General features: G+C 68.5%; 28 protein-coding genes and 2 tRNA genes. 15 read left to right on the top strand and 15 right to left on the bottom strand.

The features are described from left to right. Positions 1 to 83: 83 nt before the first annotated feature. Positions 84 to 686, top strand: coding sequence for a YqgE/AlgH family protein (locus JJQ90_RS07390; RefSeq protein WP_216873991.1), 603 nt, complete (start codon positions 84 to 86; stop codon positions 684 to 686). A gap of 38 nt (positions 687 to 724) precedes the next feature. On the opposite strand, the gene JJQ90_RS07385 is transcribed toward JJQ90_RS07390, so the two are convergent. Next, positions 725 to 997, bottom strand: a complete 273-nt coding sequence (locus JJQ90_RS07385) for a hypothetical protein (protein WP_216873989.1) — start codon at positions 995 to 997, stop codon at positions 725 to 727. Between the two features lie 166 nt (positions 998 to 1,163). Between JJQ90_RS07385 and JJQ90_RS07380 the strand changes: the two genes are divergently transcribed. After that, positions 1,164 to 2,237 carry an AbrB family transcriptional regulator gene (locus JJQ90_RS07380; protein WP_216873987.1) on the top strand — a complete coding sequence of 358 codons (1,074 nt, stop codon included), beginning with the start codon at positions 1,164 to 1,166 and terminating at the stop codon, positions 2,235 to 2,237. A 14-nt stretch (positions 2,238 to 2,251) separates the two neighbouring features. Here JJQ90_RS07380 and JJQ90_RS07375 read toward each other — a convergent pair whose 3' ends face one another. Next, positions 2,252 to 3,286 (bottom strand): hypothetical protein, encoded by a 1,035-nt coding sequence (locus tag JJQ90_RS07375; RefSeq protein ID WP_216873985.1) that lies wholly within the window; start codon positions 3,284 to 3,286, stop codon positions 2,252 to 2,254. Between the two features lie 76 nt (positions 3,287 to 3,362). Continuing rightward, a complete protein-coding gene (locus tag JJQ90_RS07370) occupies positions 3,363 to 3,878 on the bottom strand; it encodes an adenine phosphoribosyltransferase (RefSeq protein WP_216875163.1) in 516 nt (171 codons plus the stop codon). A gap of 207 nt (positions 3,879 to 4,085) precedes the next feature. On the opposite strand from JJQ90_RS07370, the gene JJQ90_RS07365 reads away from it, so the two are divergent. Continuing rightward, positions 4,086 to 4,280, top strand: a complete 195-nt coding sequence (locus JJQ90_RS07365; RefSeq protein ID WP_216873983.1) for a DUF2842 domain-containing protein — start codon at positions 4,086 to 4,088, stop codon at positions 4,278 to 4,280. A gap of 61 nt (positions 4,281 to 4,341) precedes the next feature. On the opposite strand, the gene JJQ90_RS07360 is transcribed toward JJQ90_RS07365, so the two are convergent. Both JJQ90_RS07360 and JJQ90_RS07355 read right to left on the bottom strand, forming a co-directional pair. Further along, the gene (locus JJQ90_RS07360; RefSeq protein ID WP_216873981.1) at positions 4,342 to 5,109 is read right to left on the bottom strand and encodes a TorF family putative porin; all 768 of its coding nucleotides are present in this window, start codon (positions 5,107 to 5,109) and stop codon (positions 4,342 to 4,344) included. A 230-nt stretch (positions 5,110 to 5,339) separates the two neighbouring features. Beyond that, positions 5,340 to 5,416 (bottom strand) — tRNA-Pro (locus JJQ90_RS07355). 137 nt (positions 5,417 to 5,553) lie between these two features. Between JJQ90_RS07355 and JJQ90_RS07350 the strand changes: the two genes are divergently transcribed. The 4 genes from JJQ90_RS07350 to JJQ90_RS07335 all read left to right on the top strand — a co-directional run bounded on the left by JJQ90_RS07350 (position 5,554) and on the right by JJQ90_RS07335 (position 10,946). Further along, a complete protein-coding gene (locus tag JJQ90_RS07350; protein ID WP_216873979.1) occupies positions 5,554 to 6,987 on the top strand; it encodes an ABC transporter substrate-binding protein in 1,434 nt (477 codons plus the stop codon). 460 nt (positions 6,988 to 7,447) lie between these two features. Beyond that, complete coding sequence (locus JJQ90_RS07345; protein ID WP_216873977.1) at positions 7,448 to 8,434, top strand: alpha/beta fold hydrolase; 987 nt, start codon at positions 7,448 to 7,450, stop codon at positions 8,432 to 8,434. Positions 8,435 to 8,516: 82 nt separating this feature from the next. Next, positions 8,517 to 10,586 (top strand): protein-disulfide reductase DsbD family protein, encoded by a 2,070-nt coding sequence (locus JJQ90_RS07340; RefSeq protein ID WP_216873975.1) that lies wholly within the window; start codon positions 8,517 to 8,519, stop codon positions 10,584 to 10,586. 51 nt (positions 10,587 to 10,637) lie between these two features. Further along, a complete protein-coding gene (locus JJQ90_RS07335; RefSeq protein WP_216873973.1) occupies positions 10,638 to 10,946 on the top strand; it encodes a hypothetical protein in 309 nt (102 codons plus the stop codon). 16 nt (positions 10,947 to 10,962) lie between these two features. Here JJQ90_RS07335 and JJQ90_RS07330 read toward each other — a convergent pair whose 3' ends face one another. Then, the gene (locus tag JJQ90_RS07330; RefSeq protein ID WP_216873971.1) at positions 10,963 to 11,211 is read right to left on the bottom strand and encodes a DUF3126 family protein; all 249 of its coding nucleotides are present in this window, start codon (positions 11,209 to 11,211) and stop codon (positions 10,963 to 10,965) included. Positions 11,212 to 11,299: 88 nt separating this feature from the next. Further along, a complete protein-coding gene (locus tag JJQ90_RS07325; protein WP_216873969.1) occupies positions 11,300 to 11,623 on the bottom strand; it encodes a hypothetical protein in 324 nt (107 codons plus the stop codon). Between the two features lie 153 nt (positions 11,624 to 11,776). Here JJQ90_RS07325 and JJQ90_RS07320 point away from each other — a divergent pair. Then, positions 11,777 to 11,866: transfer RNA gene (locus tag JJQ90_RS07320), tRNA-Ser, on the top strand. A 789-nt stretch (positions 11,867 to 12,655) separates the two neighbouring features. Beyond that, positions 12,656 to 13,006, top strand: coding sequence for a DUF6968 family protein (locus JJQ90_RS07315; RefSeq protein ID WP_216873967.1), 351 nt, complete (start codon positions 12,656 to 12,658; stop codon positions 13,004 to 13,006). Between the two features lie 231 nt (positions 13,007 to 13,237). On the opposite strand, the gene JJQ90_RS07310 is transcribed toward JJQ90_RS07315, so the two are convergent. Beyond that, positions 13,238 to 13,960, bottom strand: a complete 723-nt coding sequence (locus JJQ90_RS07310; protein WP_216873965.1) for a hypothetical protein — start codon at positions 13,958 to 13,960, stop codon at positions 13,238 to 13,240. A 536-nt stretch (positions 13,961 to 14,496) separates the two neighbouring features. On the opposite strand from JJQ90_RS07310, the gene tnpA reads away from it, so the two are divergent. The 3 genes from tnpA to tnpC all read left to right on the top strand — a co-directional run bounded on the left by tnpA (position 14,497) and on the right by tnpC (position 16,912). Then, positions 14,497 to 14,907, top strand: a complete 411-nt coding sequence (gene tnpA / locus JJQ90_RS07305; protein WP_216873963.1) for an IS66-like element accessory protein TnpA — start codon at positions 14,497 to 14,499, stop codon at positions 14,905 to 14,907. A 20-nt stretch (positions 14,908 to 14,927) separates the two neighbouring features. Further along, complete coding sequence (gene tnpB / locus JJQ90_RS07300) at positions 14,928 to 15,257, top strand: IS66 family insertion sequence element accessory protein TnpB (protein ID WP_457851880.1); 330 nt, start codon at positions 14,928 to 14,930, stop codon at positions 15,255 to 15,257. 116 nt (positions 15,258 to 15,373) lie between these two features. Next, positions 15,374 to 16,912, top strand: coding sequence for an IS66 family transposase (tnpC, locus tag JJQ90_RS07295; protein ID WP_216875161.1), 1,539 nt, complete (start codon positions 15,374 to 15,376; stop codon positions 16,910 to 16,912). 176 nt (positions 16,913 to 17,088) lie between these two features. Here the strand turns inward: tnpC and JJQ90_RS07290 are convergent, their stop codons facing one another. Together JJQ90_RS07290 and JJQ90_RS07285 are read right to left on the bottom strand one after the other, a co-directional pair. Next, on the bottom strand, positions 17,089 to 17,811 hold the full coding sequence (locus JJQ90_RS07290) for a hypothetical protein (RefSeq protein WP_216873959.1): 723 nt from the start codon (positions 17,809 to 17,811) through the stop codon (positions 17,089 to 17,091). Positions 17,812 to 17,813: 2 nt separating this feature from the next. Next, positions 17,814 to 18,890, bottom strand: a complete 1,077-nt coding sequence (locus JJQ90_RS07285) for a hypothetical protein (RefSeq protein ID WP_216873957.1) — start codon at positions 18,888 to 18,890, stop codon at positions 17,814 to 17,816. Positions 18,891 to 19,209: 319 nt separating this feature from the next. Here JJQ90_RS07285 and JJQ90_RS07280 point away from each other — a divergent pair, with 319 nt between their 5' ends. After that, positions 19,210 to 19,638, top strand: a complete 429-nt coding sequence (locus tag JJQ90_RS07280; RefSeq protein WP_216873955.1) for a VOC family protein — start codon at positions 19,210 to 19,212, stop codon at positions 19,636 to 19,638. Here JJQ90_RS07280 and JJQ90_RS07275 read toward each other — a convergent pair. Both JJQ90_RS07275 and JJQ90_RS07270 read right to left on the bottom strand, forming a co-directional pair. After that, the gene (locus JJQ90_RS07275; RefSeq protein ID WP_329959399.1) at positions 19,618 to 20,175 is read right to left on the bottom strand and encodes a ClbS/DfsB family four-helix bundle protein; all 558 of its coding nucleotides are present in this window, start codon (positions 20,173 to 20,175) and stop codon (positions 19,618 to 19,620) included. The genes JJQ90_RS07280 and JJQ90_RS07275 overlap by 21 nt on opposite strands. Positions 20,176 to 20,414: 239 nt before the next feature. Next, complete coding sequence (locus JJQ90_RS07270; protein WP_230410473.1) at positions 20,415 to 20,867, bottom strand: GNAT family N-acetyltransferase; 453 nt, start codon at positions 20,865 to 20,867, stop codon at positions 20,415 to 20,417. 207 nt (positions 20,868 to 21,074) lie between these two features. Between JJQ90_RS07270 and JJQ90_RS07265 the strand changes: the two genes are divergently transcribed. Both JJQ90_RS07265 and JJQ90_RS07260 read left to right on the top strand, forming a co-directional pair. Next, positions 21,075 to 21,512 carry a MarR family winged helix-turn-helix transcriptional regulator gene (locus tag JJQ90_RS07265; protein WP_216873951.1) on the top strand — a complete coding sequence of 146 codons (438 nt, stop codon included), beginning with the start codon at positions 21,075 to 21,077 and terminating at the stop codon, positions 21,510 to 21,512. Beyond that, entirely contained in the window at positions 21,506 to 21,841 is a 336-nt protein-coding gene (locus JJQ90_RS07260; protein WP_216873949.1) for a DUF3147 family protein, read from the top strand. The genes JJQ90_RS07265 and JJQ90_RS07260 overlap by 7 nt, the downstream gene beginning before the upstream one ends. Here the strand turns inward: JJQ90_RS07260 and JJQ90_RS07255 are convergent. From JJQ90_RS07255 to JJQ90_RS26860, 3 genes are all read right to left on the bottom strand, one after another. Next, the gene (locus tag JJQ90_RS07255) at positions 21,830 to 22,675 is read right to left on the bottom strand and encodes an alpha/beta fold hydrolase (protein ID WP_216873947.1); all 846 of its coding nucleotides are present in this window, start codon (positions 22,673 to 22,675) and stop codon (positions 21,830 to 21,832) included. The two genes, JJQ90_RS07260 and JJQ90_RS07255, sit on opposite strands and share 12 nt — an antisense overlap. A 58-nt stretch (positions 22,676 to 22,733) precedes the next feature. After that, on the bottom strand, positions 22,734 to 23,279 hold the full coding sequence (locus tag JJQ90_RS07250; protein ID WP_216873945.1) for a papain-like cysteine protease family protein: 546 nt from the start codon (positions 23,277 to 23,279) through the stop codon (positions 22,734 to 22,736). Between the two features lie 138 nt (positions 23,280 to 23,417). After that, entirely contained in the window at positions 23,418 to 23,891 is a 474-nt protein-coding gene (locus tag JJQ90_RS26860) for a GNAT family N-acetyltransferase (protein WP_216873943.1), read from the bottom strand. Positions 23,892 to 23,893: the final 2 nt, after the last annotated feature.

The raw sequence follows: 23,893 nt of genomic DNA, 5'->3' as shown, positions 1-23,893 counted from the left end.
GCCGCGAGAGGGCGCCACGCGCCTGCCGCTACGCGGCTTGCCGCTTGCGGCGCCCGGAGGGCAGCGCCATCTTGGGGGGCATCATGGCAAGCCGAGACACCTCCCCCCTCACCGAAGACGATCCCGGCGCGGATGGCTACCTGGCCGGCCAGTTGCTGGTCGCCATGCCGGGCATGTCCGACCCGCGCTTCGCCCGCAGCGTCATCTGCCTCTGCGCCCATTCGGCCGAGGGCGCGATGGGGCTGGTGCTGAACCAGCCGCTCGACAACCTCACCTTCGACCAGTTGCTGAGCCAGCTGGGGCTGGACCCGGTGCCGCCGGCGCGGCGCATCCGCCTGACGCAGGGCGGGCCGGTGGAAGGCAGCCGCGGCTTCGTGCTGCACACGGCGGATTGGGAGACGGAAGGCAGCCTGGAGGTGATGCCCGGCCTCGCACTCACCGCCAATGTCGAGATCCTGAAGGCAATCGCCGAGGGCGGCGGGCCGCGGGAGGGGCTGCTGGCGCTGGGCTATGCCGGCTGGGGACCAGGGCAGCTCGACAGCGAATTGCAGCAGAATGCCTGGCTGAGCGTGCCGGCGGATGAGGCCCTGCTGTTCGAGGGCGCGCCGGACCAGCTCTGGCGCCGCGCACTGGCCAAGCTGCGGGTGGACCCGAGCGCGCTGTCCGGCGCGGCGGGCCACGCCTGACGGCCCATAGCTGATGGGCACCGGCGGCGCCGCGCCGCTCAGCTCTTGACGTCCACCCCGGCATCGGCCGCCTTGTCGGGGGAGGGCAGCGGCGGGTTGCGATAGGCGTCGATCTCCCGCGGCGTCGGGATGCTCTGCCGCACCTCCCCGTCCGGCGTGCGGAATTCGGTCACCACCAGCTGCAGCGCGGGCTCGATGCGCAGTTGCTTCGCCGGCGCCAGGGGAGGTTTCGGGGGTTCGGCGGTGGGCGCGGCACGTGGCGTTTCGGGCACGGGACGCACGGCGCCGACGGGTGAGGTGGCACTCAGCATCTCGGGATTCCTCTCAGGAAATATATCAACGTCGCATCTAATGCGGCGAAGCTTGAGAAAGCATGAATCGCGCGAAGGCTTCCGTTGCGCGCCCGCGAAACCGCCCGCCGGGGGTTGCCGAGGCCGATCCGGGGGTCGATGGTGTGGTGCAGCAAGACGGCGCCCAGTGACCATCAGCACCCCCTCCGCCTCCACCGTCTACAACCACCTCCTCACCGCCGCGGTGGCCTCGGGGGGCGGGGCCATTGCCTGGCTCCTGCACATTCCGCTGCCCTGGATGCTGGGCGCCATGGCCGCGACCGGCGTGCTGGCCTGGCATGAGCGTGCGGCGGTCGCCGCCCCGGTGCGGCCGGTGGCGCTGCTGTTCCTCGGCCTCGGGCTCGGCCAGACCTTCACCACGCCGGTGCTGGCGGCGCTGGCCGCGGCCCTGCCCTGGCTGATCCTGGCGGCGCTGGTCAGCATCATCGTCGGCGCGCTGGTGGCGCGGATTTTCGCCCGCATGGCGGGGACGGATGCGCGGACCGGCTATTTTTCGGCGGTGCCCGGCGGGATCATTGTCATGGTCGTTCTGGCGCAGCGCGCCGGGGTTTCGGTGCCGTCGGTGACATTGGCGCAGACCATCCGCGTGATGGTCGTGGTGGTGATCTTCCCGCCGCTGATCACATGGCTGGCACCGCGTGGTGGCGCCGGGGCTTTCTTCGCGGAACGTCCACCGGTGGATATGGCCGGGCTGGCGCTGCTGATGGTGGCGGGCCTTGGTGTCGCGCTGTTGATCCGCCTTTTGAAGCTGGCCAATCCCTGGATGCTCGGCCCCTGCCTTCTGGTGATCCTGCTCTCGGCCTTCGAGATGCTGCCATCCGGCGTGCCGCTCTGGATGATCGATGTGGCGCAGATCGGCATGGGGGCCGGGCTGGGGGCGCGGATGAACCGGCGGTTCCTGCTGAGTTCCCGCCGCCTGGCGCTGGCCTCGGTGGGGTCCACCTTCCTTCTGTCGGCGCTGATGGCCCTGCTGGGAATTGGCCTCGGCCTGATCTCCGGCCTGCCGCCGGCCGCCGTGGTTCTGGGCATGGCGCCGGGCGGGATGCCGGAGATGACCATCACGGCCAAGGCGCTGGATCTCGCGGTGCCGCTGGTGCTGGGGTTCCACCTGGTGCGGACGGTGGCCTGCAACCTGCTGGTCGGCCCGGTCTGGAACGTCGCGGAACGGATCGGGCTGGGCGGTCCCCGCGAGAAAGAGTGAGTGATACCCTTCGCTCAACCCGCCTGGAAATTCAGGCGGCGCAGCAGCCAGAGCCGATAGGCCAGCGCCGCCTCCGGCCCCGGGCAGAGCGTACTGAGCAGGACGGTGGCCTCGCCCGGGCCTATGCGCCGGGTGCCGGCCTCCGGCGTGTCCGGCGCCTCCTCCGGCCAGGTCTGGGCCGCGCCGCGCCAAAGGGCGACGACATTGGCCGATGTCAGCGCCGGCAGCACCAGCAGCGCCCGGCAGCGCAAGGCGGCGCCGGCGCCGCGGGCGGCCTCCAGCAGCTCCGGCCGCGAGGGGTCGGCCAGCAATTCCCCCAGGGCCGGCACCTCCGGCAGCGCCACGTCGCGGGCATGGCCCGGGGCGTCGAAGGCGAAAAGCGGCACCAGCCCCAGCGCGGCGGCCCGCAGGGCCGCATCGCTGCCGCAAAGCACCACCGCATCCGCCGAACCTTCCCGCAGCGCCGCCTCGGCCAGTGCCGGGCGCGGGCCGCCCTCGGCGGCCAGGCCGAAGACCGGCGTGGCGGGGCGGCGCAGCAGGTCCAGCGCCAGCAGCGCCCCTGCCTCCGGCGCCGCCGGCCCCGGCAGCGCCAGGCGCAGCGGGGTATCGGGCGCCAGGCCGCGGCGGATGGCCAGCAAGGCGGGCTGCACATTGCCGCAGATCGCCGGCCAGTGGCGCGGTTCGAAGCGGGCGCGGGCATCGCCGACGAGCTGAGCCTGGGCGGCGAGCCCCGACAGCAGCAGCAGCATGGGCCCGTCGCGGGCGGTGGAGGTGGCGAAGCGGTTGGCGGCGGTGATGCCATCCGGCCCGCCGAGCACTGAAACCCGTAGCGCTGCGGCCTGCACCAGGCCGCGCGCCAGCGCCGCGGCCGCGCGGGCCGCGAGATGGGCGGCCGTGCCCTGCTCCGGCCCCGGTGCCAGCAGGGTGGCGGCCTCGGGCACGTTGATGGCGGCGATCGCCGCGCCGCCGGCACTCGGACATGCGAAGGCGGCGAGCGCCGCCGCGATCCCGCGGCCGACTGCCCGCCGGGTCGGGTCCCTGTCTCCCATCCCACCGGCCTTCATGCCTGCCACCTAGCGGCCCGAATGGGGCAGAAACGTGGCAAGCCTGCGGAACGCCCCCGGATCAACTGTCGTAGGTCATCAGCGACTCGAAGGGCACGTCGAGACGCGCACGGCCGTTCAGGAAGCTGAGTTCGATCAATGTTGCCGCGCAGGGCACCTCCGCACCCGCCTGGCGCAGCAGGGAGATGCCGGCGGCCAGGGTGCCGCCGGTGGCCAGAAGGTCGTCCAGCACCACCACCCGGTCGCCCTTCTTCACCGCATCGGCCTGCATCTCGATGCGATCGGTGCCGTATTCCAGCGCGTAGTTCAGGCCGATGGTCAGCCCCGGCAGCTTGCGCGGCTTGCGCAGCATGACGAAGCCCAGGCCGAGTTCCAGCGCCAGCGGCGCCGCCACCAGGAAGCCGCGGCTTTCGATGCCGGCCAGCATGTCCGGCTTGTAGGGGCGGATGATGTCGGCCAGCCGGGCCATGGCGCTGCGCCAGGCCGCGCCGTGCCGCAGCAGGGTGGATATATCCAGGAACATGATGCCGGGCTTGGGGAAGTCCGGGATGCCGCGGATATGGTCCTTCAGGTCGATGCTGGGATCGACGGCGAGGCGGGTGGAGGAGGTATCGGCCATGCTGCGGTTCGGGTGCTCCCTGCCGCGGCGCTGCGGCCGGTCGGGGCCGTGCTGCCGCGCGGCGGGCAAACTAGGCGGGGCAAGCGGGGCCGGCAACCTTCGCGTGGCAAGGCAGGGTTGGGTCGGGGGCTTGGCGCGGCGGGCAGGCTGGGCCACATCCCCGACATGTCCCGCATCACCATCGCCCTGCTGGGCGGACTTCTCGGCTTCGCCCTGTATGTGATGGCGGGGGTGGCGCTGGCCGACCATGTGCTGGGGCGGCACTGGCTGCTGCAATTCGCCTATTTCGTCGTCGTCGGCATGGCCTGGGCCTGGCCGGCCAAATGGCTGATGTTCTGGGCCGCGCGCGGCCGCGGCTGATCGGCCGGCGCCCCTTCCAGGGCGCCCGGCCTGATCCCGGCTTCGATCAGCCAGCCTTCGATCAGAAGGTGCGGCTGAGGGTGAAGATCACCCGGTTGTCGCAGACCTTGGAACCGCCGAAGCAATCCTGGCGCTGGTCGAGCGAGGTGAACACGCCGGACAGCGTGCCGGTCACGCCGCCGATGATCTCCCGCGACACGAAGAGGGAGACATTGGCGTAGTCCTCGGCACCGAAGGCGCCCTCGTTGCGGCCGGGCGTGGCGAAGTTGCGCTCGACCCACTGGTAGCCGTAGCGGCCGCCGATGGTGAAGCCGTAGTCGAGCGTGACGTCCACGCCGCCCTCGAGATAAACGCCGAGGCCGGATTCGCCGGTGAAGTCCGGGGAGACGGCGGCGAGGCCGACGAACTTCAGCGGTGCGATCTCATAGGAGGCGCGCAGGGCGAATTCGTAGAAGTTCAGCTCGTAGCCGCCGGTCGGCGCGTCATAGCCCGGATAGGCATAGTAGGTGGCGCCGAGGTCCAGCTTCACGCCCGCCAGTTCGAAACGGTAGCCGGCGTTCAGGTCCACTTCCTGCCGCGCATTGGTGCCGGCGAAGGCGACGTTGCTGACGAAGGCACCGACATAGAGGCCGGAGCTGTGCTCGACATCCAGGGTGAGCTGGGCGGCGGGGCGGTTCCGCGTCTGGCTCATGCCGCGGAAAGAATAGTCCGAGGCGATCGTCGGGGTCGTGGTGATGGTCAACCCCGCACCCTCGATGGTCTGCTGGGCATGGCCTGCACCGGATGCAAGCAAGATGCCCCCAAACAAGGCAGTCGAAGCCAGGGTCATGGAGCGAATCATGGGCAATCCTCGCGTCTCGCGTTCGGCTGCGTGTTTTGTAAGCAGTCACGCAACAAGTAGCAGGGCGCGCGGCGGACGGAAGCGATTTCCGCGAAGTTGCAGAAATTCGACAGCCCCTGTGGCAGTTTTGCATCGCACAAAGGCGGCACCGTCCCGAGGGCATGAAAAAACCCCGCCAGGACCAGGTCCTGGCGGGGTTTCCCTCGCCGCCGCGCGTTTGGTCGGAGTGAGAGGATTCGAACCTCCGGCCCCTGCGTCCCGAACACAGTGCTCTACCAGGCTGAGCTACACTCCGGCGGCTGGCGGCGAGGCCTGCGCTATAGCGAAGCGCCCGCCGGCCGGCAAGCGGGCGCCCGGCAGATGCTGCGCCGGCGGTGACGAATCCATCACCCCGGCCCTTCCCACCCTGGCAGACCGCGGCGAGACTGGCCCATGCGCCTGCACCTGCTGTTCAACCACGAGCCGATCTCCCTCGCCCCCAATACCCATGAGGGCGATTCCAGCTCCGCCACCGTCATCCTGAAGCTCGCCTGCCCCAGCCTGCTGCGGCTGGACCCTGCGATGCGACCGCAGCCGGACCTGGCCGAATCCTGGCGCGTCTCGGACGGCCATCGCATCTTCGACTTCACGCTGCGGCCGGGCCTGACCTTCCACAACGGCCGGGCGCTGGAGGCGGAGGCCGCCGCCGCCTGCTTCCACCGCATCTTCGACCCCCGGGTGCAAAGCCCGCTCCAGGGCGATTTCGCGGGGCTGGAGGCGGTGGAGGCGACCGGCCGGCTGACGCTGCGCTTCCGCTTCGCCGAACCCCACCTGGCCTTCCTGCCGGCGCTGGCCTGGCGCTGCTTCCTGGCCGATGATGTCGCCGTGCAACCGGTCGGCGCTGGGCCCTATGAGGTGCTGGAATGGCGCCGCGGCAGCCATCTGCGCCTGCGCAAATTCCCCGGCCACTACGCCGCCCACCGCTTCGCGGCGGAGGAGCTGGTGATCCGCTTCGCGCCCCGCGCCGCCGACCGCATCGCCGCCATCGAGGCCGGCGCCGCCGACATCATCGAGACCCTGCCCGCCGGCGCCGCCGCCGATCTTGTCGCGCGCGGCCTGGTGCAGGCCCTGGTGGCGAATTCCCCGCGCAAGACCGTCATCGCCTTCCGCACCACCGAGCCGCCCTTCGACGACCCCCGCATGCGCCAGGCCGTGGCGCATGCGCTGGACCTGGAGGCGATCCGCGCCCGCCATCTGGGCGATCGTGGCCGGCTGGTGGTGGGGGTGCTGCCGGAGGACGATCCCTGGGCGGAGAAGCTGGAGCCGCTGCCCTTCGATCCGGACCGCGCCCGGGCGCTGGTGCGTGAAGCCGGCCATGGCGACGGGGTGCGCGTGCAGGTCTCCACCACCGCCATGCCGCCGGTGCCCGGCGTGGCGGCGCAGGTGGCGGCCGGGCTCGCGGCCATCGGCATCGAGCTCGACCTGCGGCATTATTGGGACCCGCCCTGGTGGCCGGCGGTCTATCTCCAGGGCGGCTGGCAGATGGCGATCCAGGGCGCATCCGCCCGGCCGCATCCGCATATCCTGTTCCAGCGCGACCTTTGCACCGGCGGCGCCTTCAATGCCGGCGGCTATTCCAACCCCCGCCTCGACACGCTGGTGGCCGAGGCCCGGCGCAGCGCCGATCCGGCGCGGCAGCGCGAGACCTATGCGGAGGCGCAGCGCCTGGTGCATGCCGAATTGCCGGTCCTGCCGCTCTATGCCGCCGATGTCCTGGCCGGTGCGCGCCCCGGCCTGCGCGGCTTCCGGCCGCATCCGCTCGGCTATGTGGAGCTGGAGGATGTGCGGCTGCGTGAGACGGGGGAGGACGCCGCCGCTTTTCCGTGAAGCCCGCGCAGACGGGCAACGAGATGCCTCAGGACGACATGACCCGATAGTATGAAATAGTGTTGATTACATGCTGATTTCGGCCTTAACTGCGGATTGCGCTGAGATCATGGGGTTTGGAACGGCCCTCTGGGCAGCATGGAGTTGCCCCGTTGCGTCATTCGCGAATGCGTCGCATTTTGCCTGGGCATGCCGGTGAACCGCACCCTGCGCCAGCCGTGACGGGATCCAGCCGGCATGGTTCGTGGTGTCGGGGACCCGTCTTGCCGCGCAGTGGATGGCAACGAAGCCGGGACATGAGCAGGGACGCTGAAGATGACCGAGCCTGGCCGGACGCCTCGGCCGCAGCGCCTGCCATGCCGCTGCGACCGCCGGTCCGCGCGCCGCGACCGGCCATGACGCCCCCGAACGCCCGACACGCCTCAACGAGACAGCGTCGTCACCAGCCATGATGGCGGCCATGTTGACAGTGCTGGTCGTGGCCCTGCTCGGCCTGATCGGGATGGCATGGGAGAGCTGGGCCGCCGCCCGTGATCGCGGCCGCATCGCCAAAGCCGGAGAGGTCGTGGCGCTGGGCGAGGCCCTGCTGCATGCCGACCTCCAGGGCCGCCGCCGCAGCATCGACCAGCCCGTGGTGGTGATGGATGGCGGGCTGACCAATGGCAGCCTGACCTGGCCCGGCGTGGTGCGCGAATTGGGGCCGGACTGGCTGGTGCTGACCTATGACCGCGGCGGCCATCTGTGGAGCAGCCTGGGACCGGGCAAGCCATCACGGGGGGTGGAGGCGCTGCTGGCCGAACAGCGGGCGCTGCTCGCCGCGATGCACCTGGCACCGCCCTGGCTGCTGGTGGCGCATTCCTGCTCCGGCCATACCGCCCGGCTGCATGCGGCACGCTACCCCGAGGATGTCGCCGCCCTGCTGCTGGTGGAGACCATCTCGGCGAGCCAGGCGGGGTCCATCGTACGCTCCAGCTTCGCGCGGTCGCTGTGGTGGAAGGTGCCGGCGGCGCGCCTGGGCCTCTGGCGGCTGTGGCGCTGGCGCAAGGGGCTGCCGCCCCGCCCGGCCCGGGTGACGCCGGAGAGCATGGTGGCGGCCTGGACGCGACTTTCGCAATCCGCGCGCGGCCTGCGGGCCACCCGCGCCGAACTGGCGCAGTTGGCCGCCGACACCGCTGCCATCGATGCCGCGCCGCCGCCGCGCCAGCCCTGCATCGTCCTCGCCTCCACCCATGGTGCCGTGGTGGTGCCGAAGGGGATGGCGGCGCCCGTGGCGCAGGCGGAAGCCCTGGCGGCGCAGCGGGCCCTGGCGGCCGGGCTGCCGCAGGCGGAGCTGCGCGTGACCGACCAGGCGGACCATGACATTCCCTGGCAGGCGCCGGGGCTGGTGGCGCAGGCCATCCGCGACCTGGCCGCGCGCCTGCCGCCCGCGCCAGTCCGGCGTTTCTGAACCAGCCACTCCGACCAGGTGCCCTGTTCGCGGCCCGCGCCGGCGGGGGCGCAATCGGCGCCGCACATGCTATATCCCCATCATGCTGCGCCGCACCGCCCTCCTGCTCGGGCTTCTGCTCACCACCCCGGCCTTGGCGGTGGAGAGTGAGGCCGTCCGTTCCCCCCGCGCCACCGCGACACTGGTGACGGATGTGGCGGCGGTGGCACCCGGCCAGGAATTCCAGGCCGGGTTGCGGCTGCGCCTCGCCCCGGGCTGGCACAGCTATTGGCGCAATGCCGGCGATGCCGGTGCCGCGCCGGAGATCACCTGGACCCTGCCGGAAGGCGCCAGTGCCGGCCCCTTCGCCTGGCCGGCGCCGGAGCGCATCCCCTACGGCCCCCTGGTCAATTTCGGCTACAAGAACGAGGTGCTGCTGCCGCTGCGGATCGCCGTGCCGGCCGGGCTGGCGCCGGGCGCGGCCTTCACCCTGTCGGCCGAGGCGACGTGGCTGGTCTGCGCCGATGTCTGCATCCCGGAGGAGGGCAGCTTCCGCCTGACCCTGCCGGTGGCGGAGACGCCCATCCCCTCCCCCCTCACCACCGAGCTGTTCGAGGCCGCCAGCGCGCGCCTGCCACGCGCCCTGCCCTGGACCGCCCAGGCCGGGGTGAGCGCCGCGGCCGAGGCGCCGGGCCGTGCCAGCCTGACCCTGGCCGCGACCGGGCTGACGGCGGAAATGGTGCGGGACGCCTTCTTTTTCCCCAACGCGCCGGGGCTGATCGACAACACCGCGCCGCAGCCCCTGGCGCTGCGGGATGGCACCCTGACCCTCGGCCTGGCGCTGCTGCCCGGCGTCGCCCCGGCAGCGCTGGAGGGGACGCTGCTGCTGCACGATGCGGGCGGCCAGAGCGCGGCTTTCGAGGTCGCCGCCACCGCCACTGGCCCCGCCTCCTCCATCGGGGGGATGGGGCTGTGGCAGGCGATGCTGCTGGCGCTGGCCGGCGGGCTGGTGCTGAACCTGATGCCCTGCGTCTTCCCGGTGCTGGCGATGAAGGCCATGGCGCTGGCGCGGCTGGGCGGCGCGGCGCGCGGCACCATCCGCCTGCATGCCGCCGCCTATACCGCCGGCGTGCTGGTGAGCTTCGCCGCCATTGGCGGGCTGCTGGTGGCGCTGCGCGCGGCGGGCCTGGCCGCCGGCTGGGGCTTCCAGTTCACCGAACCCGCCTTCGTCGCCGCCATGGCCTGGCTGATGCTGGCGGTTGGGCTCAACCTGTCGGGCGTCTTCGCCTTCGGCGGCACGGTGGGCGCCGGCCAGGCGGTGGCGGGGCGCGGCGGGCTGCCCGGGGCCTTCGCCACGGGCGGGCTGGCGGTGCTGCTGGCCACGCCCTGCACCGCGCCCTTCATGGCCGCCGCCCTCGGCGCCGCCATGGTGATGCCGCCGGCCGCGACCATGGCGGTGTTCCTGGCCCTCGGGCTGGGGCTGGCGCTGCCCTATGCGCTGCTCGGGCTGTTTCCGGGGCTGGCGCGCGCCCTGCCCCGGCCCGGCGCCTGGATGGAGCGGCTGCGCCAGGCGCTGGCCTTCCCGATCTATGCCACCGCCGCCTGGCTGGTCTGGGTGCTGGCGCTTCAGGTCGGGCCGGATGGGGTGTTGTTCGGCCTGGCCGGTGCCGTGGTGCTGGCGGCCGGCCTCTGGGGGCTCGGGCTGGCGCAGCGGGCCGGCGCGGGCCGGTGGCGGATCGCCGGGGTGACGGCGGCGGGGGTCGCGGTGCTGGTGGCGCTGGCGCTGCTGCCGCGCCTTTCCGCCTCGCCGGCCGTGGCCGCCGCGGCCGATACCAATGCGGAGCCATGGTCCGCGGCGCGGGTGGAGGCGCTGCGGGCGGCGGGACGGCCGGTTTTCGTCAATGCCACCGCCGCCTGGTGCATCACCTGCCAGGTGAATGACCGGGTGGCGCTGCGCGCCGCCGCCGTGCGGGACGCCTTCGCGGCGCGGGACGTGGCCTATCTCAAGGCCGACTGGACCCGCGGCGACCCGGCCATCGGCGCCCTGCTGCGCGAACAGGGGCGGGAGGGTGTGCCGCTGTATCTCTACTGGGCGCCGGGCGCCGCCGCGCCGATGGTGCTGCCGCAGATCCTGACCGAGGGGCTGGTGATCGGCGCGCTCAACGGCGGCTGACAGGCGGCTGCGTCAAGCCCTGCTTCATGAATACGGGCGCAATCTGCCGGGATGTGGCGCATCCTGGCTGTTCTTCTGCTCCTGCTGACCGCACCGCCCGCGTGGGCGGAAGCGCCGCCGCCCGCCTGCACGGCCGCGCGGGAGGGGACGGTGGCCTGCATCGCCGGCAAGCTTTGTACCTGCGGCTTCGTCCGCGGCGGCAGCATGACGGGCAGGCCGGATCGCTTCACCTGGGATTGCGGCATCCTGCGCCCGGCCTGCGGCAGCGGCCTGGTGCCGCCTTCCGCCACGCCGCAGCCGATGCCCATGCCGGACCTGCTGCTTCAGCCGGGCTGGGGCAACGAGCGCCGGTATCGCTGAGACCGGGCCTCGCCCTTCAGCGCCGACCGCGGGCCGGCGGCGACGGGGCGGTCTCGGGCGGCAGGTCTTCCTCCAGCACCGTCAGCATGACGGCGTAGGAGACCTCGCCTTCCTCATCATCGCGATGCACCGTGCCAATGACCTCGTCCTGCACCGCGACCTCGACCGACAGGCCTGGGCGGGCGGGGGCCAGAAGGGTGATGCGGTCCGTGGCCAGCAGGCGGCGCAGATAGGCTTGCACGCGGGCGATCTCGGCTGGCTTCATCCGTAGTACTCTCCGGTCGGATTAAGGGCGCCCCCTATGCACCCGGCGGCGGCGCAGGTCGAGGCTTGGGGCGCGCCTGCCGAGGTTTTCAGGGCGCGCCGCCGGTCATCCGGGCGAAGACCTGGCGGTCCTTGTTGTCCTGCATGAGCATGGTGAAGCCGGTGATGGTGTCCAGCCCAAGGCCGATGGGCAGGCCGGTATCGGGGTCCGGCTGGATGTCGCCATAGGCGGCGCCGGTCATCTTTTCCCACTTCCCGGCGGGCTTCTTCACCTCAACATGCACCACGGTGGCCTTCAGCACCAGGCGCACGATCGCCTCCTTCGGTGACCGGGGCTTGGTGAGGCTCGGATGGCCCGCGAGCATCTGCCAGCCGCTGGCCAGGGCCCAGCGCGTCAGTTCATCCTTGTCCACGCCGAAATCTCCTTCGCCGCCATGCACCTTGGCTATGGGCCGGCGGCAGGGCGGCTGGCAACCGCCAGGGTGCGCCGCCGCGCAAAATGCGCCGGACAACAGGTGGCGGGGTTGCGGCGAGCGGGACGTCTGGTAGATAGCCGGCCTTGCGCGGGACGGGTGGCCGAGTGGTCGATGGCGCACGCCTGGAAAGTGTGTAGACGTGAAAGCGTCTCGTGGGTTCGAATCCCACCCCGTCCGCCAGTTTCGCCCCGGTTCGCACCGCTACGCTGCTTTTCGCTCTGGCTCGCGCAGCCTCGCGGCGAAGCCGAGCAGGAACCTACGCAAAGCCATCCAACTGAGCGCCCCTCCTTCGCTCATGAGGGCCACAGTGGCTAGTTTCCTCATGACGAATACCCTAGGCAGCCCCAACCGGCAGTGATCGGGTTTGGGCTGTCTACCTTGGCCCTTGTGCGGCAAGCGTTGGGGGAGGCCATAGCATTTGCACAGATGCAGAGTTCTAATTTTGTTCTTGACTATTTTCCTATATTGATGCAGGATGCGTCTTCGAACACGGAGACCTCTCATGGGCGGGCTGTCATCTGTTGCAATTCCAGACCGCGCGGCAGCTACCCAAAGCTCCCCAGCGCTCGCCAGAAGACCGCTTCTCGGTACCGACCCACCCTCACGCAGCGCGTCGACACGTCGTGGCATCGGGAGCGAGGCCGGCATTGTAAATGTGCGGAGCTACGTCAGAACGGTAGACGGCAAACCCGTGACCGTCTCTGCCCACACGCGCGCTGATCCCCCGGGCGGGGACAACGAAGATCTGGATGTAGCCATCGCCGAAGGCGGCGAGGCGGACCGCTACATCGCCGTTGCCTACAGAAGAAGCGCTGCATGCGACGGGCAGCTTGTGCGCGATCAAAGGGTCTGCGATGCCTTGGCCACACCCGGTGTGAGGCGGTCTTGCTGGGCCAGCGCCATGGACGTTATGCGCAATGTGGTCGCGATGCCTACATCCCACCGCTCGTAATCGGGAGGTAGCTCAAGATGGTTGGCATTCCAGCGGACGATCTCACGGAAATCATCGCCTCCAGGGTCATGGAGGTAGATGGCAAGCCACAGTTCCACGTCAGGATTGGCCGCCCGAAGCTTGCGCCAGAGGGTAGATCCTGGTTCTGCGCCTATGAAATTGTCGGACCGCTGACAAACCGCAGGGGGCGATTTGGCGGTGAGGATGCCATGCAGGCGCTGGTGAACGCGATCTACTGCATTTCCGTTGACGTGGAGATTTGTGCAGAGAACGCGCAGGGCAGGTTGTCCTGGTTTGGGGACTTCAAGGATTTCGGGCTGCCCTCGCCACCGATACGCTCCGAAGGAGAGGTCAGCGGGCCGAAGTGATCCATCGCCGTCTGTCGGGTCGCCCCGGCATCCGACAGCGGGCCGATAGGTTTGCAGAGACCGTCGATTTCCGGCTCGTCTCGCACCGCCAGTTTCGCTCCGGTTCGCACCGCTAAGCGGCTTTTCGCTCCAACACGCTCCTCCCCACCGCCAATCTTGCCTTTGCTGGGAACCGATAGGACTTTCGTCCCGGCGCGTGACCATACTGGGTACATCGATTGGCAGCCGAAGCTACGCGTTCTCGAAAGGAAATGGCGTCCGGCGCCAGAAGCGCTGCAGGCGGTGATGGGTGATCGTCCGCTCCTCCATCTCGTGCAGAAAGGCGGCGATACCCACCCTGTCGCCGGTCTGAAGCGCATCCAGAAGCACTCCGCGTTGCTGATGCTCCTGAATGCCAAGAGGCGACGACGGTGTGCCTGCCCTTTTAATATACGCATTTAGCCTGTCAGCGGCCGTGGCGAAGTCGCCCCGCATCGCAGCCAGCCAGCCGTCGATGAGGTCGATCGGCCCACTGTCGAAGAGCGATCCACGAAGGGAGCTGACCCAGGACAGCACATCGGCGAATTCTCTTACCGAATTCAGAAACGGTGACACTTTGGCATTGAAATTGCGCACCAGATGCGCCTGATATTCCGCTGCAAACATGTCCTGGAAGATGCGCGGGGGACCTTCGTCCCCGCCTCGAACCCAACGTCCGGGTGGCGGTACGCCAATGACGCGTTCGACTTCGAAGCCCCGCCTGTCGCCAAGCGCTGAGGGTGGCGCGAAGCGCGATAGCGGAATCACTGACAGAGCCATGTCCGAGCTGCCGGCACAGGCTGCCCGGCCAATGTAAAGCCCAATAATGGCCGTCTCGATGGGCGGGTGGAACAACCAGCGGCCGCGTAGCACCAGATCAGGATGCTCGACCAGGATCGGGGCGAAGATTTCGCGAAGTTGCTTTAGCGTTGCCATGATCAGGGCGTCCGCCGCAGTTCGATGACGAGAACGCGCGGATTAGGGATGTTCCCGCTCCGTTGGCCGAATGCATGCGCTGTTGCGTAGATGCGCGCCGCCTGCGTCGCGCTCAACCCCGTCGTCTCAGTCTTGATGTCATAGGCGCAAATTGTGTCTGTTCCCTCGACGCGGTGATAGATATCGAGGCGCGTTGCTCCTGCTGTACCGTAGGGACGAACTAGATTTTCGACCAAGGACAACTCCGACCTGACCACGCTTGAGGTCGTACCATATTGCCGTCGCAAGCCGTGGTGCATCGCCGTATGGACATCCATTCCCATCGCTGCGGCGAGCGTCCTTCGCGTGGCAGCCCCGCGGCGATCTCGCTCAGCCTTTCCTCGAATTCCACGGTCTTCGGGCAGAAATCGGTAAGCGTCCTCTGCTGACTGCCTTGTGGCGGTATCGCGGATCGGCTGATCTCCTGTGATGCTGGGCGACGCGGATGTCCGTTGGCGCCCTTACGCCTAGGGGTAAGGTCGGTGCCGGACGGTCGTGTGAGCGAGGTGATCAGCGTGGTGGCGCGTCGTCGGCGGTGGCCGGTCGAGCAGAAGCTTGCGTTGGTTGAGGAGCTGTCGCGGCCTGGGGCATCGGTCGCGGCTGTGGCGGACCGGCACGGGATGAGCCGCAGCCTGCTGTTTGATTGGCGGCGCCAGGTGCGAGAAGGAACGATGCCTGGGGTGGTGCGCGCTGATGGAGCCCCGACGTTGGTCCCAGTGCGTGTGGTCGAGGCTGCGGCCTCCAGGCAGGCACCGTGCGCGCCATTGCCGTCGCGCGGGCCTGTCGTGCGACCAGGCAAGGCCGCGGCGATGGTCGAGGTGGTGCTGACGAACGGCCGGGTGCTGCGCGTCTCCGAGATGATCCGGCCTGAGGTGCTAGGGCGTCTGGCGGCGGCGCTCGACGCCTGATGCTATCGCTGCATGCCGGGATGCGCGTGCACCTCGCGCTCGGTGCGACAGACATGCGCAAGGGTTTCGACGGGCTGGCCGCGCAGGTGCAGACGGTGCTGAAGGCCGACCCCTTCTCCGGCCACCTGTTCCTGTTCCGCGGCAGGCGCGGTGATCTCCTCAAGGCTTTGTGGTGGGACGGCCAAGGGCTGGTGCTGCTGGCCAAGCGGCTCGAGAAGGGCCGATTCATCTGGCCGACGATCGCGCGCGAGGGTGCGGTGACGTTGACGACGGCGCAGATGGCGATGCTGCTGGAGGGGCTGGACTGGCGCACGCCGACGCCGAGCTGGAAGCCCGAGATCGCGGTATAGAAATGCGGCGTTCCAGCAGTTTCACCTTGCCCCGACGCGGCTGCGTTTGGGACGATTCCGGCGTGACGCCGCACCCGAACAGCGCGCCGCCTGAGGATCCCGCCGCCCTGGCGGCGATGATCGCGGCGCTGCGCGGTGAGCTGGCCGAGGAGCGCGCGGCCCGTCGCATCGCGGAGCTTGGCCTGCAGGCCAAGACGCTCGAGGCGGAGCGGCTGCGGGTGCAGATTGCGCGTCTCCGGCATGAGCGGTTCGGGCGATCGTCGGAGCGCCTGGCCGCTGAGGTCGCGCAGCTGGAGCTGCGGCTCGACGAGGTGCTCGCCGACATCGCCGTCGCGGGTGGTGCCGGTGACGAGGAGGACGGCGCCGCCAGCAGCCCGGCATCGGAGGAGAAGGCGCAGCGCCGCGGCCGCCGCCCGCTGCCGGAGAATCTGCCGCGACGGGATGTCGAGCATCTACCTGTCGGAGGCTGCGCCTGCCGGTCCTGCGGCGGGGTGCTGCGCAAGGTGGGCGAGGATGTGACGGAAATTCTGGAATACCGCCCCGGCCGGTTCGAGGTGGTGCGCCATGTCCGGCCTGCGTTCTCCTGCCGGACCTGCGAGGCGATGACGCAGGCGCCGATGCCATCCCTGCCGATCGAGCGTGGCAGGCCCGGCCCGGGTCTGCTGGCCCATGTGCTGGTCTCGAAGTACTGCGACCACCTGCCCCTCTACCGCCAGGCGGAGATCTACGCCCGGGACGGGCTGGACCTGCCCAGGGGACTGTTGGCGGGCTGGGTTGGCAGGTCGGCCGCACTGGCCGAGCCGATGGCGTCGTTCATCTGTCGCCATGCGCTGTCCGGCCCGCGCATCCATGCCGACGATACCCCAATGCCGATGCTGGCACCGGGCCGCGGCAAGACGCAGACGGCAATGGTCTGGGCCTATCTCCGCGACGATCGGCCGTTCGGCGGGCGCGACCCGCCCGCTGTGTTCTACGAGTTCACGCCGGACCGGAAGGGCGAGCATCCGCAGCGGCGCCTGCGCGACTTCCAGGGCATCCTGCAAGCCGATGCCTACTCCGGGTTCAACGCGCTCTACGAAAGCGGCCGCGTGGTCGAGGCGGCGTGCTGGACGCATGCGCGGCGCTACTTCCACGATGAGATGCTGGCCAACGGCAGCCTGCTCGCGCGCGAGGCGATCGAGCGGATGGGGCCGCTGTTCGCCATCGAGGCCGACATCCATGGACAGCCGCCGGAGGCCCGCCTCGCCGCCCGCCAGGCCCGCTCGGCGCCGGTGATGGCGGACCTGCATGCCTGGCTGGAGGCGACGCTGCGGCGGATCTCCGGCAAGTCGGACCTGGCCAAGGCCATCCGCTACGCGCTGGCGCAATGGGACGCGCTGACGACGGTGTTGCGCGACGGCCGCGCCTGCCTGCACAACAACGCCGCCGAGCGCCGGATGCGCCCGCTCGCCCTGGGCCGGAAAAACTACCTGTTCGCCGGGTCGCTCGAGGGCGGCAGGCGGGCCGCGATCATCTACACCCTGGTTGGCACCGCCGAGCTCAACGGCTGGGATCCGCAGGCCTACCTGCGCGTGCTCCTCGACCGCATCGCCGACCACCCGATCAACCGCATCGGCGAACTCGCACCCTGGAACCTCCGGCCCGACGCCACCTGAGCCGCGTCAAGCCGCCACGGCCGCAGCCGTCAGCGGACGCTTACCCGGTTCGCACCGCTACCCAGCTTCTCGCTCCCTTACCCTCATCCTCGCCGCTACCTTCGATCCTTGCTCGGAATAGATCGGGCTGTTTCCTAGCATGCCCCCATACGGAGCATAGCGATTAGCAGCCAAAGCTACGCTCTCTCGAAAGGGAATGGCGTGCGGCGCCAGAAGCGCTGGAGGCGGTTTTGCGAGATCGTGCGCTCCTCCATCGCGTGCAGAAAGGCGGCGATATGCGCTCTGTCGCCGGTGCGCAGGACGTCTCGGATCGCTCTCTCTTCACGCCCGCTGTCTGCGCCGAATGCTGACCAGGATGGCGTCATCCAGTCTATGTGGGCTTGAAGCCTGTTGGCGGCGGTCACGAAGTCCCCTTGCATCGTTGCAAGCCAAGCACTGAATTTATCGATGTCCCCTCGACCGTCGGGCGGCTGACAGAAACGGCGAACCCAGGCAGCGACATCGTCGAAGTTGCGGAACGCATCGAAAAACGCCGGTACCTTTGCGTTGAAATTGCGCAAGAGTTCCGTTTGGTACTCTGGCGCGAACATGTCCTGAAAGATGCGTGGGGGACCTTCCTCCTCGCTCCGCACCCACCGGTTGGGAGCAGGCACGCCAATGACACGCTCCACTTCAAACGGTTCGTCAAATCCAAGCGTCAAGGGATGATCGAAGCGTGATAGCGGGATGACCGACAGTGCCATTACAGAGTCGCTGGCTGACGAAGTTCGGCCGATATACAAACCCACAATCGCACTCTCGATCGGCGGGCGGAACAGCCAGCGGCCACGCAAAACCAGGTCGGGATGCTCGACCAGGATCGGGGCGAAGATTTCGCGAAGTTGCTTCAGCGTTGCCATGATCAGGGCGTCCGGCGGAGTTCGATGACCAGGACACGCGGATTGCTGATGTTGTTGCTGCGACCGAAAGCATGGGCGCCAGCATAGATCCGCGCGGCCTGGCTTGCGCTTAAGCCCGCCGTGCCCGTTTTGATGTCATAGGCGCAGATCGTGTCGGTTCTCTCTACGCGGTGATAGATATCGAGACGCGTCGACCCTGCCGTTCCATAGCGTTGTCCCACGCCACCGACCACGGACAACTCCGGCCTGACCACGCTCGAAGTCGTGCCATATTGCCGCCGCAAGCTGTGATGCATCGCTGTGTGGACATCAGTGCCCCATTGCTGAGGCGAACGTCCTTCGCGAGGCAGCCCCGCGGCGATCTCGCTCAGCCTTTCCTCGAACTCCGCGGTCTTCGGACAGAAGTCGCGCACACGCTGCTCTGAAAGCTGGCCGACAGTGACCCGCACGCCGGCCTCGGTTCCCTCGAAGCCGCGATAGAAATACAGGAAGGGCGTATCCGCCTCGGCGCTGCCAGGTGGCGCTGTCAGCGGCCGATTGGGCAAGTAGTTGTAGAGCCCTGTGGCAGCGCCGAGCAACGCCGGGAAGGCATAGGCAGCCGCTGGGGCGGCGACGGGCACGAACGCGCCGTCGCCAGCCCGCAAACCCTGCACGAGGATACCGCCATCCGGCATAGCCATGGTGCAAATCTGGCCGTCATCTGAGAGGGTCTCGCAACGACCGATGAGGCGTCCCGAGCGGTCGCGCACAGTGGTGCGGCGCGCGACGCCGCGACCCGGCTCGTTCTCGACCGAAACGGCGCCCTGGGCTGCATCGCCACTTGGATCGCCCAGGCCACCTTGCCTGCCCGAGTGGCGGAAATGGCCGCTGACTTCCTCGGTTTCGCCGTCCCGCGTGCGCGTATAGGGGTTGACCCAAACGAGGCTGTCCAAGTTGGCCGAGCCTTCTTGAAGCTGTCGAAAGGCGCCTTCAACCCATTTGGTGTAGTCTCCACGCTCCGGATGGCCCGACTGCCAGTATCGCGGATCGCGCATCGCCTGGCGCAGATCGGAGGCGCTCACGGGGATCGGGTCGGGCATGGCCACCTCCTGTGATGTGACCATATTCCCAACCGCGCTCCGAGGTCAAGAACAAACCGCGAATACACTGGTTTGCCTCGGCGGCTGGCACCGGCCGCTCGCCCAGCGACCGTTGATATCGGGCTCGTCCCGCCCCGCCATTTTCCGCCGATTGTCCTCTGTGGCGCGATGTTGTGCGCGACGGCTACACAAACGCCGCCGGCATCGAGACCCTATTCCAGTCGTTTGTATTCTTCGTTGAGAATGGCGGCTTTGAAACTTACCGGTCACTCCCGACTGTGCGAAGGTCTGTCCGCCTCTCATTCGACGGAAAAAAGACATGGAAGCAAACCGACTGCACCGTGGACGCTTGATCGATCATATCCAGCTTGTCGTGCGCGACCTCGCCGCGAGCGAAATTTTCTACAAGGCAGTCATGTCTGTGCTGGATATACCAGTTCTCAGCACGGACAACGGCTACTTCTTGGCCGATGAACTCATTATATCCTCGGGAGACAGCTCCACAGCAGCGGGCGAATTGACGGGGCGACATCACCTGGCTTTCCAGGCGAAAAATCGCGCAACTGTCGATGCCTTCTATAGCGCGGCGTTGGCCCACGGAGGGCGCGACAACGGCGCACCCGGAGTGCGAGCCTATCATCCGGGATACTACGCCGCTTTCGTCCTTGATCCCGATGGGAATAACATTGAGGCCGTATATCAAGGCGAGGCGAGGCGAAGCGCGCCGTCAGTCACGATCGAGTTCTAGCGGCGCTGCCCGAATCCGGGCTCGAGCATTGGCGTAGGCGGATGAGGTATTGAACTGGATCATACGACCCTTGGTCCATTTCCCGTACCAGGCGCTGCCATAAAGTTCCTCATCTGATCGGACCGTGATCGTCGCGATCAATCCTGCTTTCGCATCCTCCAGACGGGCGAGCAGTTCGTGCCATGGCATTGCGTTGTAATCTGCGTAGAATTTCTGAGCCAGCACGCCGAGCTGGTTCCATTTGAAGCCGGCCTCGGGATAATCAACCGGTTCATCCCGGTCGTCGCGATCCAGCCATTTCAGAACCAACTCGTTCCATCCGATCAGATATGCCACCAGATCGGCCGGGCTCATGGTGGTTCCGTCGGCATGGCCCTTCATCGTGGCCTCACCTGCGCGGTCGGGCCGAACCTTCGCTAAGTCCGCCATCAACTTTTCGAATGTCGTCGTAATCGCAGCCAGCAATTCCACCTTGGACGTTGGAACAGCCATGTGTTTCCCTTTTTTGCAAGCATCGCCCTGGAAAGATCCGGCCATTGTCGCTTATCGCCAAGAATCCCACCGTTGCTCGGAATGACGCCAAGACGCGGCGTCAGGGGGCTATAGCGTAGACATAGTGCTCATCATCGTCGGGCGCGGCCCGCCAGACCCTATTCCTAACAACCTCTCGCCGCCCAGGTGGGACATATTGTAGTACTGGCCGCTGCTGAACCCGAACCGCATCGGCGGGACCTTCAGCCTGTCGCCGGCGTAGCGTCACCCCGCAGCAATTTTGCTCACGGCTGCAGCGCTCCCGTCCACCATGTCGACGCCAAGGAAAGATCGGTCTGGCTCAGAAAAGCCATCTTTGCCGCATCCTGGCGCGCGCCCACCACGACGACCTGCGCATAAGCCCTGTTCTTCAGCTCCGACTTCGCTTCCCGCAGCAATGCGGCACCGACATCCAGCCAGCGGCTCTTTGACGCAACGCAGAAGTCGTCGATCAGGGCGGTTGCGCCGCCGGGGTCGTAGACAGGCGGCGTTGGAAATTCACGCGCGATGACAAAGCCGACGACCACCTCATCCTCCACGGCCACCAGGGACACATTTCGCGAGTCCGAGAACAACTGCTCGAACCAGGGCAAGGTCGAGGCTACCGAACCGGGCGCCTTCTTCCAGAATACGGGCTCATAGGCCTGGTATTCCAAACGTCGCGCTTCAACGAGTTCCACGCAGCGTGGCGCATCCATTGGGGTCGCTCTTTTGATTCGCATGGCCGATCATCTCTCTCTGGCGAAAGCACGCGGAGGCATACCATGCCCCCAACGACGGCGACGTCCGCGCTGCCGGTCGGAGGGATGGCGCTGGCAGGCTGGCAGGAGATCACCGTCGACATCTGGCGCAGGTGCTGAGATTTTGCGCTGGAAAAATATCGTATCAAACGACATATTCGTCATATGCGAAGTGATACCAGCACGACCTTGGCGCGCCGGCTCTCCGACCACCACGCGGCGATCTATCGCCACTGCCACGCCCCCTATACGACCCCGCTCAGTCATCAGGCCGTGCGCGCGCTGCAATATGCGGCAGAGGGTGGCGCGACCATCCGATCCCTCGGCCAGGCCATCGGCTGCGCCACCAACACCGCCTCCGAAATCACCCGCCGGCTGGCGGACAAGGGTCTCATCACCAAGACGCGGCGATCCTCGGATGAGCGCGTTGTGGAGGTGTCGGTGACTTCACAGGGCATGGTGGTGCTCAGGGAGCATACAGGCCTCGACGAGGCGCGCCTGGCCGCCTGTCTTGCCCGGCTGACGCAGGCCGAGCGCGACCGGATCGCGGAGGGGATGGCGCTGCTGCTGCGCTGCGTGACGGGGGGCGAGCCGCCATGTTGATGCTCTTCAAGATCGCCGCCTCCGCCGCGGTGATCGGCGGCATCAACCTGCTGGCGCGGCACAATCCGCAGCTCGGCGGCTGGATCGCGGCCCTGCCGCTGATCTCCATCCTGTCGATGATCTGGCTCGGCGTGGATGGCGCGCCACCGGCGGAAATCCGCGCCTTCACCGTCACCGTGCTCTGGGGGCTGGTGCCGACGGCGACCGTGCTCGGCATCATCGCCGTCGCCATGGGCCAGGGGCTGTCGCTGCCCCTGGCGCTGGGCTGCGGCGCCGTCGCCTGGGGCTTCTACACCCTGGCCGCCCGGCATTACGGCCTATTGGGGTGAGTGGCCGACCTCGATCAGGAAGGCCTCGACCAAAGCGTTGAAGGCGGCGGGGGTCTCGAAATAGGCGGAATGGGCGGCATCGGGGATGCGCGCCACGCGGGCGCCGGGAATCTCGGGCGCCATCGCCTCCAGCGCGAAGGGCGGGATCACCTGGTCCTGGCCGTTCGGCATGAACAGCACCGGGCAATTGCCGCCAGCGAGGTCGGCGGGCGGGCGGCGGCGCATCTCCGTCATCCGCGCGCGCAGCGCCTCCTTGTCCAGCCCGGCGCTCAGCCGGTCGAGCGCGGCGTAGAGGTGGTGGTGCGCAGGCTGGCGCTCCGCCATGGCCGGGCCGCCGGCCGGGTGGATATGGGCGGCCTGCATGGCGGCGCGGGCCGCGGCCGAGTCCCGGTTCCAACCCTCCAGCCGGCCCCGCGCGGGCTCCCGCATCTGGCGGGGGTCGAGCGAGCCGGTGGTCGCGGCCAGCACCAGGGCGCGCAGCCGCCCCGGCCGGGCCAGCGCATATTCCACACCCGTCCAGCCGCCCATGGACTGGCAGACCAAAGCGATGTCGCCGAGCTCCAGATGGTCGACCAGCGCCGCCAGGTCCCCCGCATAGTCGCGCGGATCCGGCCCGCCGGCCGGCGCGGTGGAGGGGAAGAAGCCGCGATGGGAGAAGCTGACGCAGGTGTAGCGCGGCGCGAAATACGCCACCTGCTGGAACCAGGACAGGTAGCAGCCGCCCAGCCCATGGGCGAAGACGATGGGCGGGCCGCTGCCCGTCACCTCATAAGCGATGCGGCAATCCGGGCGGTCGAGCGTGCCGAGCCGGCGCGGGGGGGCGGTGAAGGACATGGCGGGCCTCTCTCTCGGTTGCGCCCAGCCTCGCAGCCCGCGTCACCGCTGCAAAGGGTCAGGGCCAGCCGAATCCCGCATCGGCGCCGCCGGCGGCCGCCTGGTGCAGCTGGTTGACGCCGAAGCTCTTGTTCAGCCGGGCATAGCAATCCGCCGGGCTGACATAGGTGGCGTGGTTGCCGAAGATCGCCTTCATGCCGATCAGGAAGGGGTCGAGATAGGCCACCTTGTTCGACCCGCTGATGCCGACGATCAGCACGATATGCCCGCCGACGATCCGCGCCGGCCCATAGGTGCCGGAGGCGAGGATCGGCCCGCCGGCCCGCAGCGCCGCCTGCCAGCCGCCGATCTGGGCGGAGATGTCGTTGCTGGTGACCTGGCGCAGCCCGTAGTCGTTGATGTTGTCGATGCTGTAGCCGCGGTTGCGCGCCTTGGCCGTCTGCACCTGGGCGGTATGGGCGGTGCGATTGGCCCCGGTGCCGGGATCGACGCCGTAGATGCAGCCATGACGCCACTGCATCAGCATCTCCAGCGCCGTCATCCAGCAATGCAGGCTGATGCCCTGCCAGCGATAGGCGACGTTGTAGCCCATGCGAATGGCCATATGCGTTTCCTTCCCCCGGTTCCTGCCCGGCGGCGAAGCTTGTCGCATGTGCAGGGGCGTCGGCCATCCCTTCCGGCCTTGCAATTTTTCCACATTGTTTCGTCGCATTTTTGGCGCGGGCCGCCAGCGCGAGGGCGTTCAGGGGCGTTCGAAAAGCTGTTCCCGCACCGCCACGCCCCAGCTTTCCGCCACGACCTCCTCGACCAGTCGGAAGCCGTGCCCCTCATACAGCCGCCGCGCCGCATCCAGCCCGGCGAAGCTGGTCAGCCAGAGCCTTTCGAAGCCGCGCGCCCCGGCGAAATCCAGCGCGGAGCCCAGCAGCCGGCGTCCCACGCCGCCCCGGGCGCCTTCCGCCACGATGAACCAGCGAATGCGGGCCGCCGGGCGGTCACGACCATCCAGCGCGATGCCGCCAATCACCTCGCCGGCCTCGGACAGCGCCAGGAACAGCCGCGCATCGGGATGCGGCAGCGCCGTGGCGAAGGCCCCCAGCTCCGCCGCCACCTTGGCCTCGAAGGGCAGCCCAAAGCCCCAGTGGCGGCCGTACCAGTCGGCGTGCAGGGCGATGATCCGGGCGAGGCCGCCCGGGACCGGGGTCTCCGTGATGACCACAG

It is taken from the genome of Falsiroseomonas oleicola (genome assembly GCF_019029495.1).
Lineage (GTDB): Bacteria > Pseudomonadota > Alphaproteobacteria > Acetobacterales > Acetobacteraceae > Falsiroseomonas > Falsiroseomonas oleicola.
This window is presented reverse-complemented; position numbering and strand designations above follow the sequence as displayed.

Coding starts and splice junctions, on each gene's coding strand:
- JJQ90_RS07390 (WP_216873991.1), top strand. CDS start 84: ATGGCAAGCCGAGACACCTCCCCCCTCACCGAAGACGATCCCGGCGCG.
- JJQ90_RS07385 (WP_216873989.1), bottom strand. CDS start 997: ATGCTGAGTGCCACCTCACCCGTCGGCGCCGTGCGTCCCGTGCCCGAA.
- JJQ90_RS07375 (WP_216873985.1), bottom strand. CDS start 3,286: ATGGGAGACAGGGACCCGACCCGGCGGGCAGTCGGCCGCGGGATCGCG.
- JJQ90_RS07365 (WP_216873983.1), top strand. CDS start 4,086: ATGTCCCGCATCACCATCGCCCTGCTGGGCGGACTTCTCGGCTTCGCC.
- JJQ90_RS07360 (WP_216873981.1), bottom strand. CDS start 5,109: ATGACCCTGGCTTCGACTGCCTTGTTTGGGGGCATCTTGCTTGCATCC.
- JJQ90_RS07350 (WP_216873979.1), top strand. CDS start 5,554: ATGCGCCTGCACCTGCTGTTCAACCACGAGCCGATCTCCCTCGCCCCC.
- JJQ90_RS07345 (WP_216873977.1), top strand. CDS start 7,448: ATGTTGACAGTGCTGGTCGTGGCCCTGCTCGGCCTGATCGGGATGGCA.
- JJQ90_RS07340 (WP_216873975.1), top strand. CDS start 8,517: ATGCTGCGCCGCACCGCCCTCCTGCTCGGGCTTCTGCTCACCACCCCG.
- JJQ90_RS07335 (WP_216873973.1), top strand. CDS start 10,638: ATGTGGCGCATCCTGGCTGTTCTTCTGCTCCTGCTGACCGCACCGCCC.
- JJQ90_RS07330 (WP_216873971.1), bottom strand. CDS start 11,211: ATGAAGCCAGCCGAGATCGCCCGCGTGCAAGCCTATCTGCGCCGCCTG.
- JJQ90_RS07315 (WP_216873967.1), top strand. CDS start 12,656: ATGGTTGGCATTCCAGCGGACGATCTCACGGAAATCATCGCCTCCAGG.
- JJQ90_RS07310 (WP_216873965.1), bottom strand. CDS start 13,960: ATGGCAACGCTAAAGCAACTTCGCGAAATCTTCGCCCCGATCCTGGTC.
- tnpB (WP_457851880.1), top strand. CDS start 14,928: ATGCGCGTGCACCTCGCGCTCGGTGCGACAGACATGCGCAAGGGTTTC.
- tnpC (WP_216875161.1), top strand. CDS start 15,374: ATGATCGCGGCGCTGCGCGGTGAGCTGGCCGAGGAGCGCGCGGCCCGT.
- JJQ90_RS07290 (WP_216873959.1), bottom strand. CDS start 17,811: ATGGCAACGCTGAAGCAACTTCGCGAAATCTTCGCCCCGATCCTGGTC.
- JJQ90_RS07285 (WP_216873957.1), bottom strand. CDS start 18,890: ATGCCCGACCCGATCCCCGTGAGCGCCTCCGATCTGCGCCAGGCGATG.
- JJQ90_RS07280 (WP_216873955.1), top strand. CDS start 19,210: ATGGAAGCAAACCGACTGCACCGTGGACGCTTGATCGATCATATCCAG.
- JJQ90_RS07275 (WP_329959399.1), bottom strand. CDS start 20,175: ATGGCCGGATCTTTCCAGGGCGATGCTTGCAAAAAAGGGAAACACATG.
- JJQ90_RS07270 (WP_230410473.1), bottom strand. CDS start 20,867: ATGGATGCGCCACGCTGCGTGGAACTCGTTGAAGCGCGACGTTTGGAA.
- JJQ90_RS07265 (WP_216873951.1), top strand. CDS start 21,075: ATGCGAAGTGATACCAGCACGACCTTGGCGCGCCGGCTCTCCGACCAC.
- JJQ90_RS07260 (WP_216873949.1), top strand. CDS start 21,506: ATGTTGATGCTCTTCAAGATCGCCGCCTCCGCCGCGGTGATCGGCGGC.
- JJQ90_RS07255 (WP_216873947.1), bottom strand. CDS start 22,675: ATGTCCTTCACCGCCCCCCCGCGCCGGCTCGGCACGCTCGACCGCCCG.
- JJQ90_RS07250 (WP_216873945.1), bottom strand. CDS start 23,279: ATGGCCATTCGCATGGGCTACAACGTCGCCTATCGCTGGCAGGGCATC.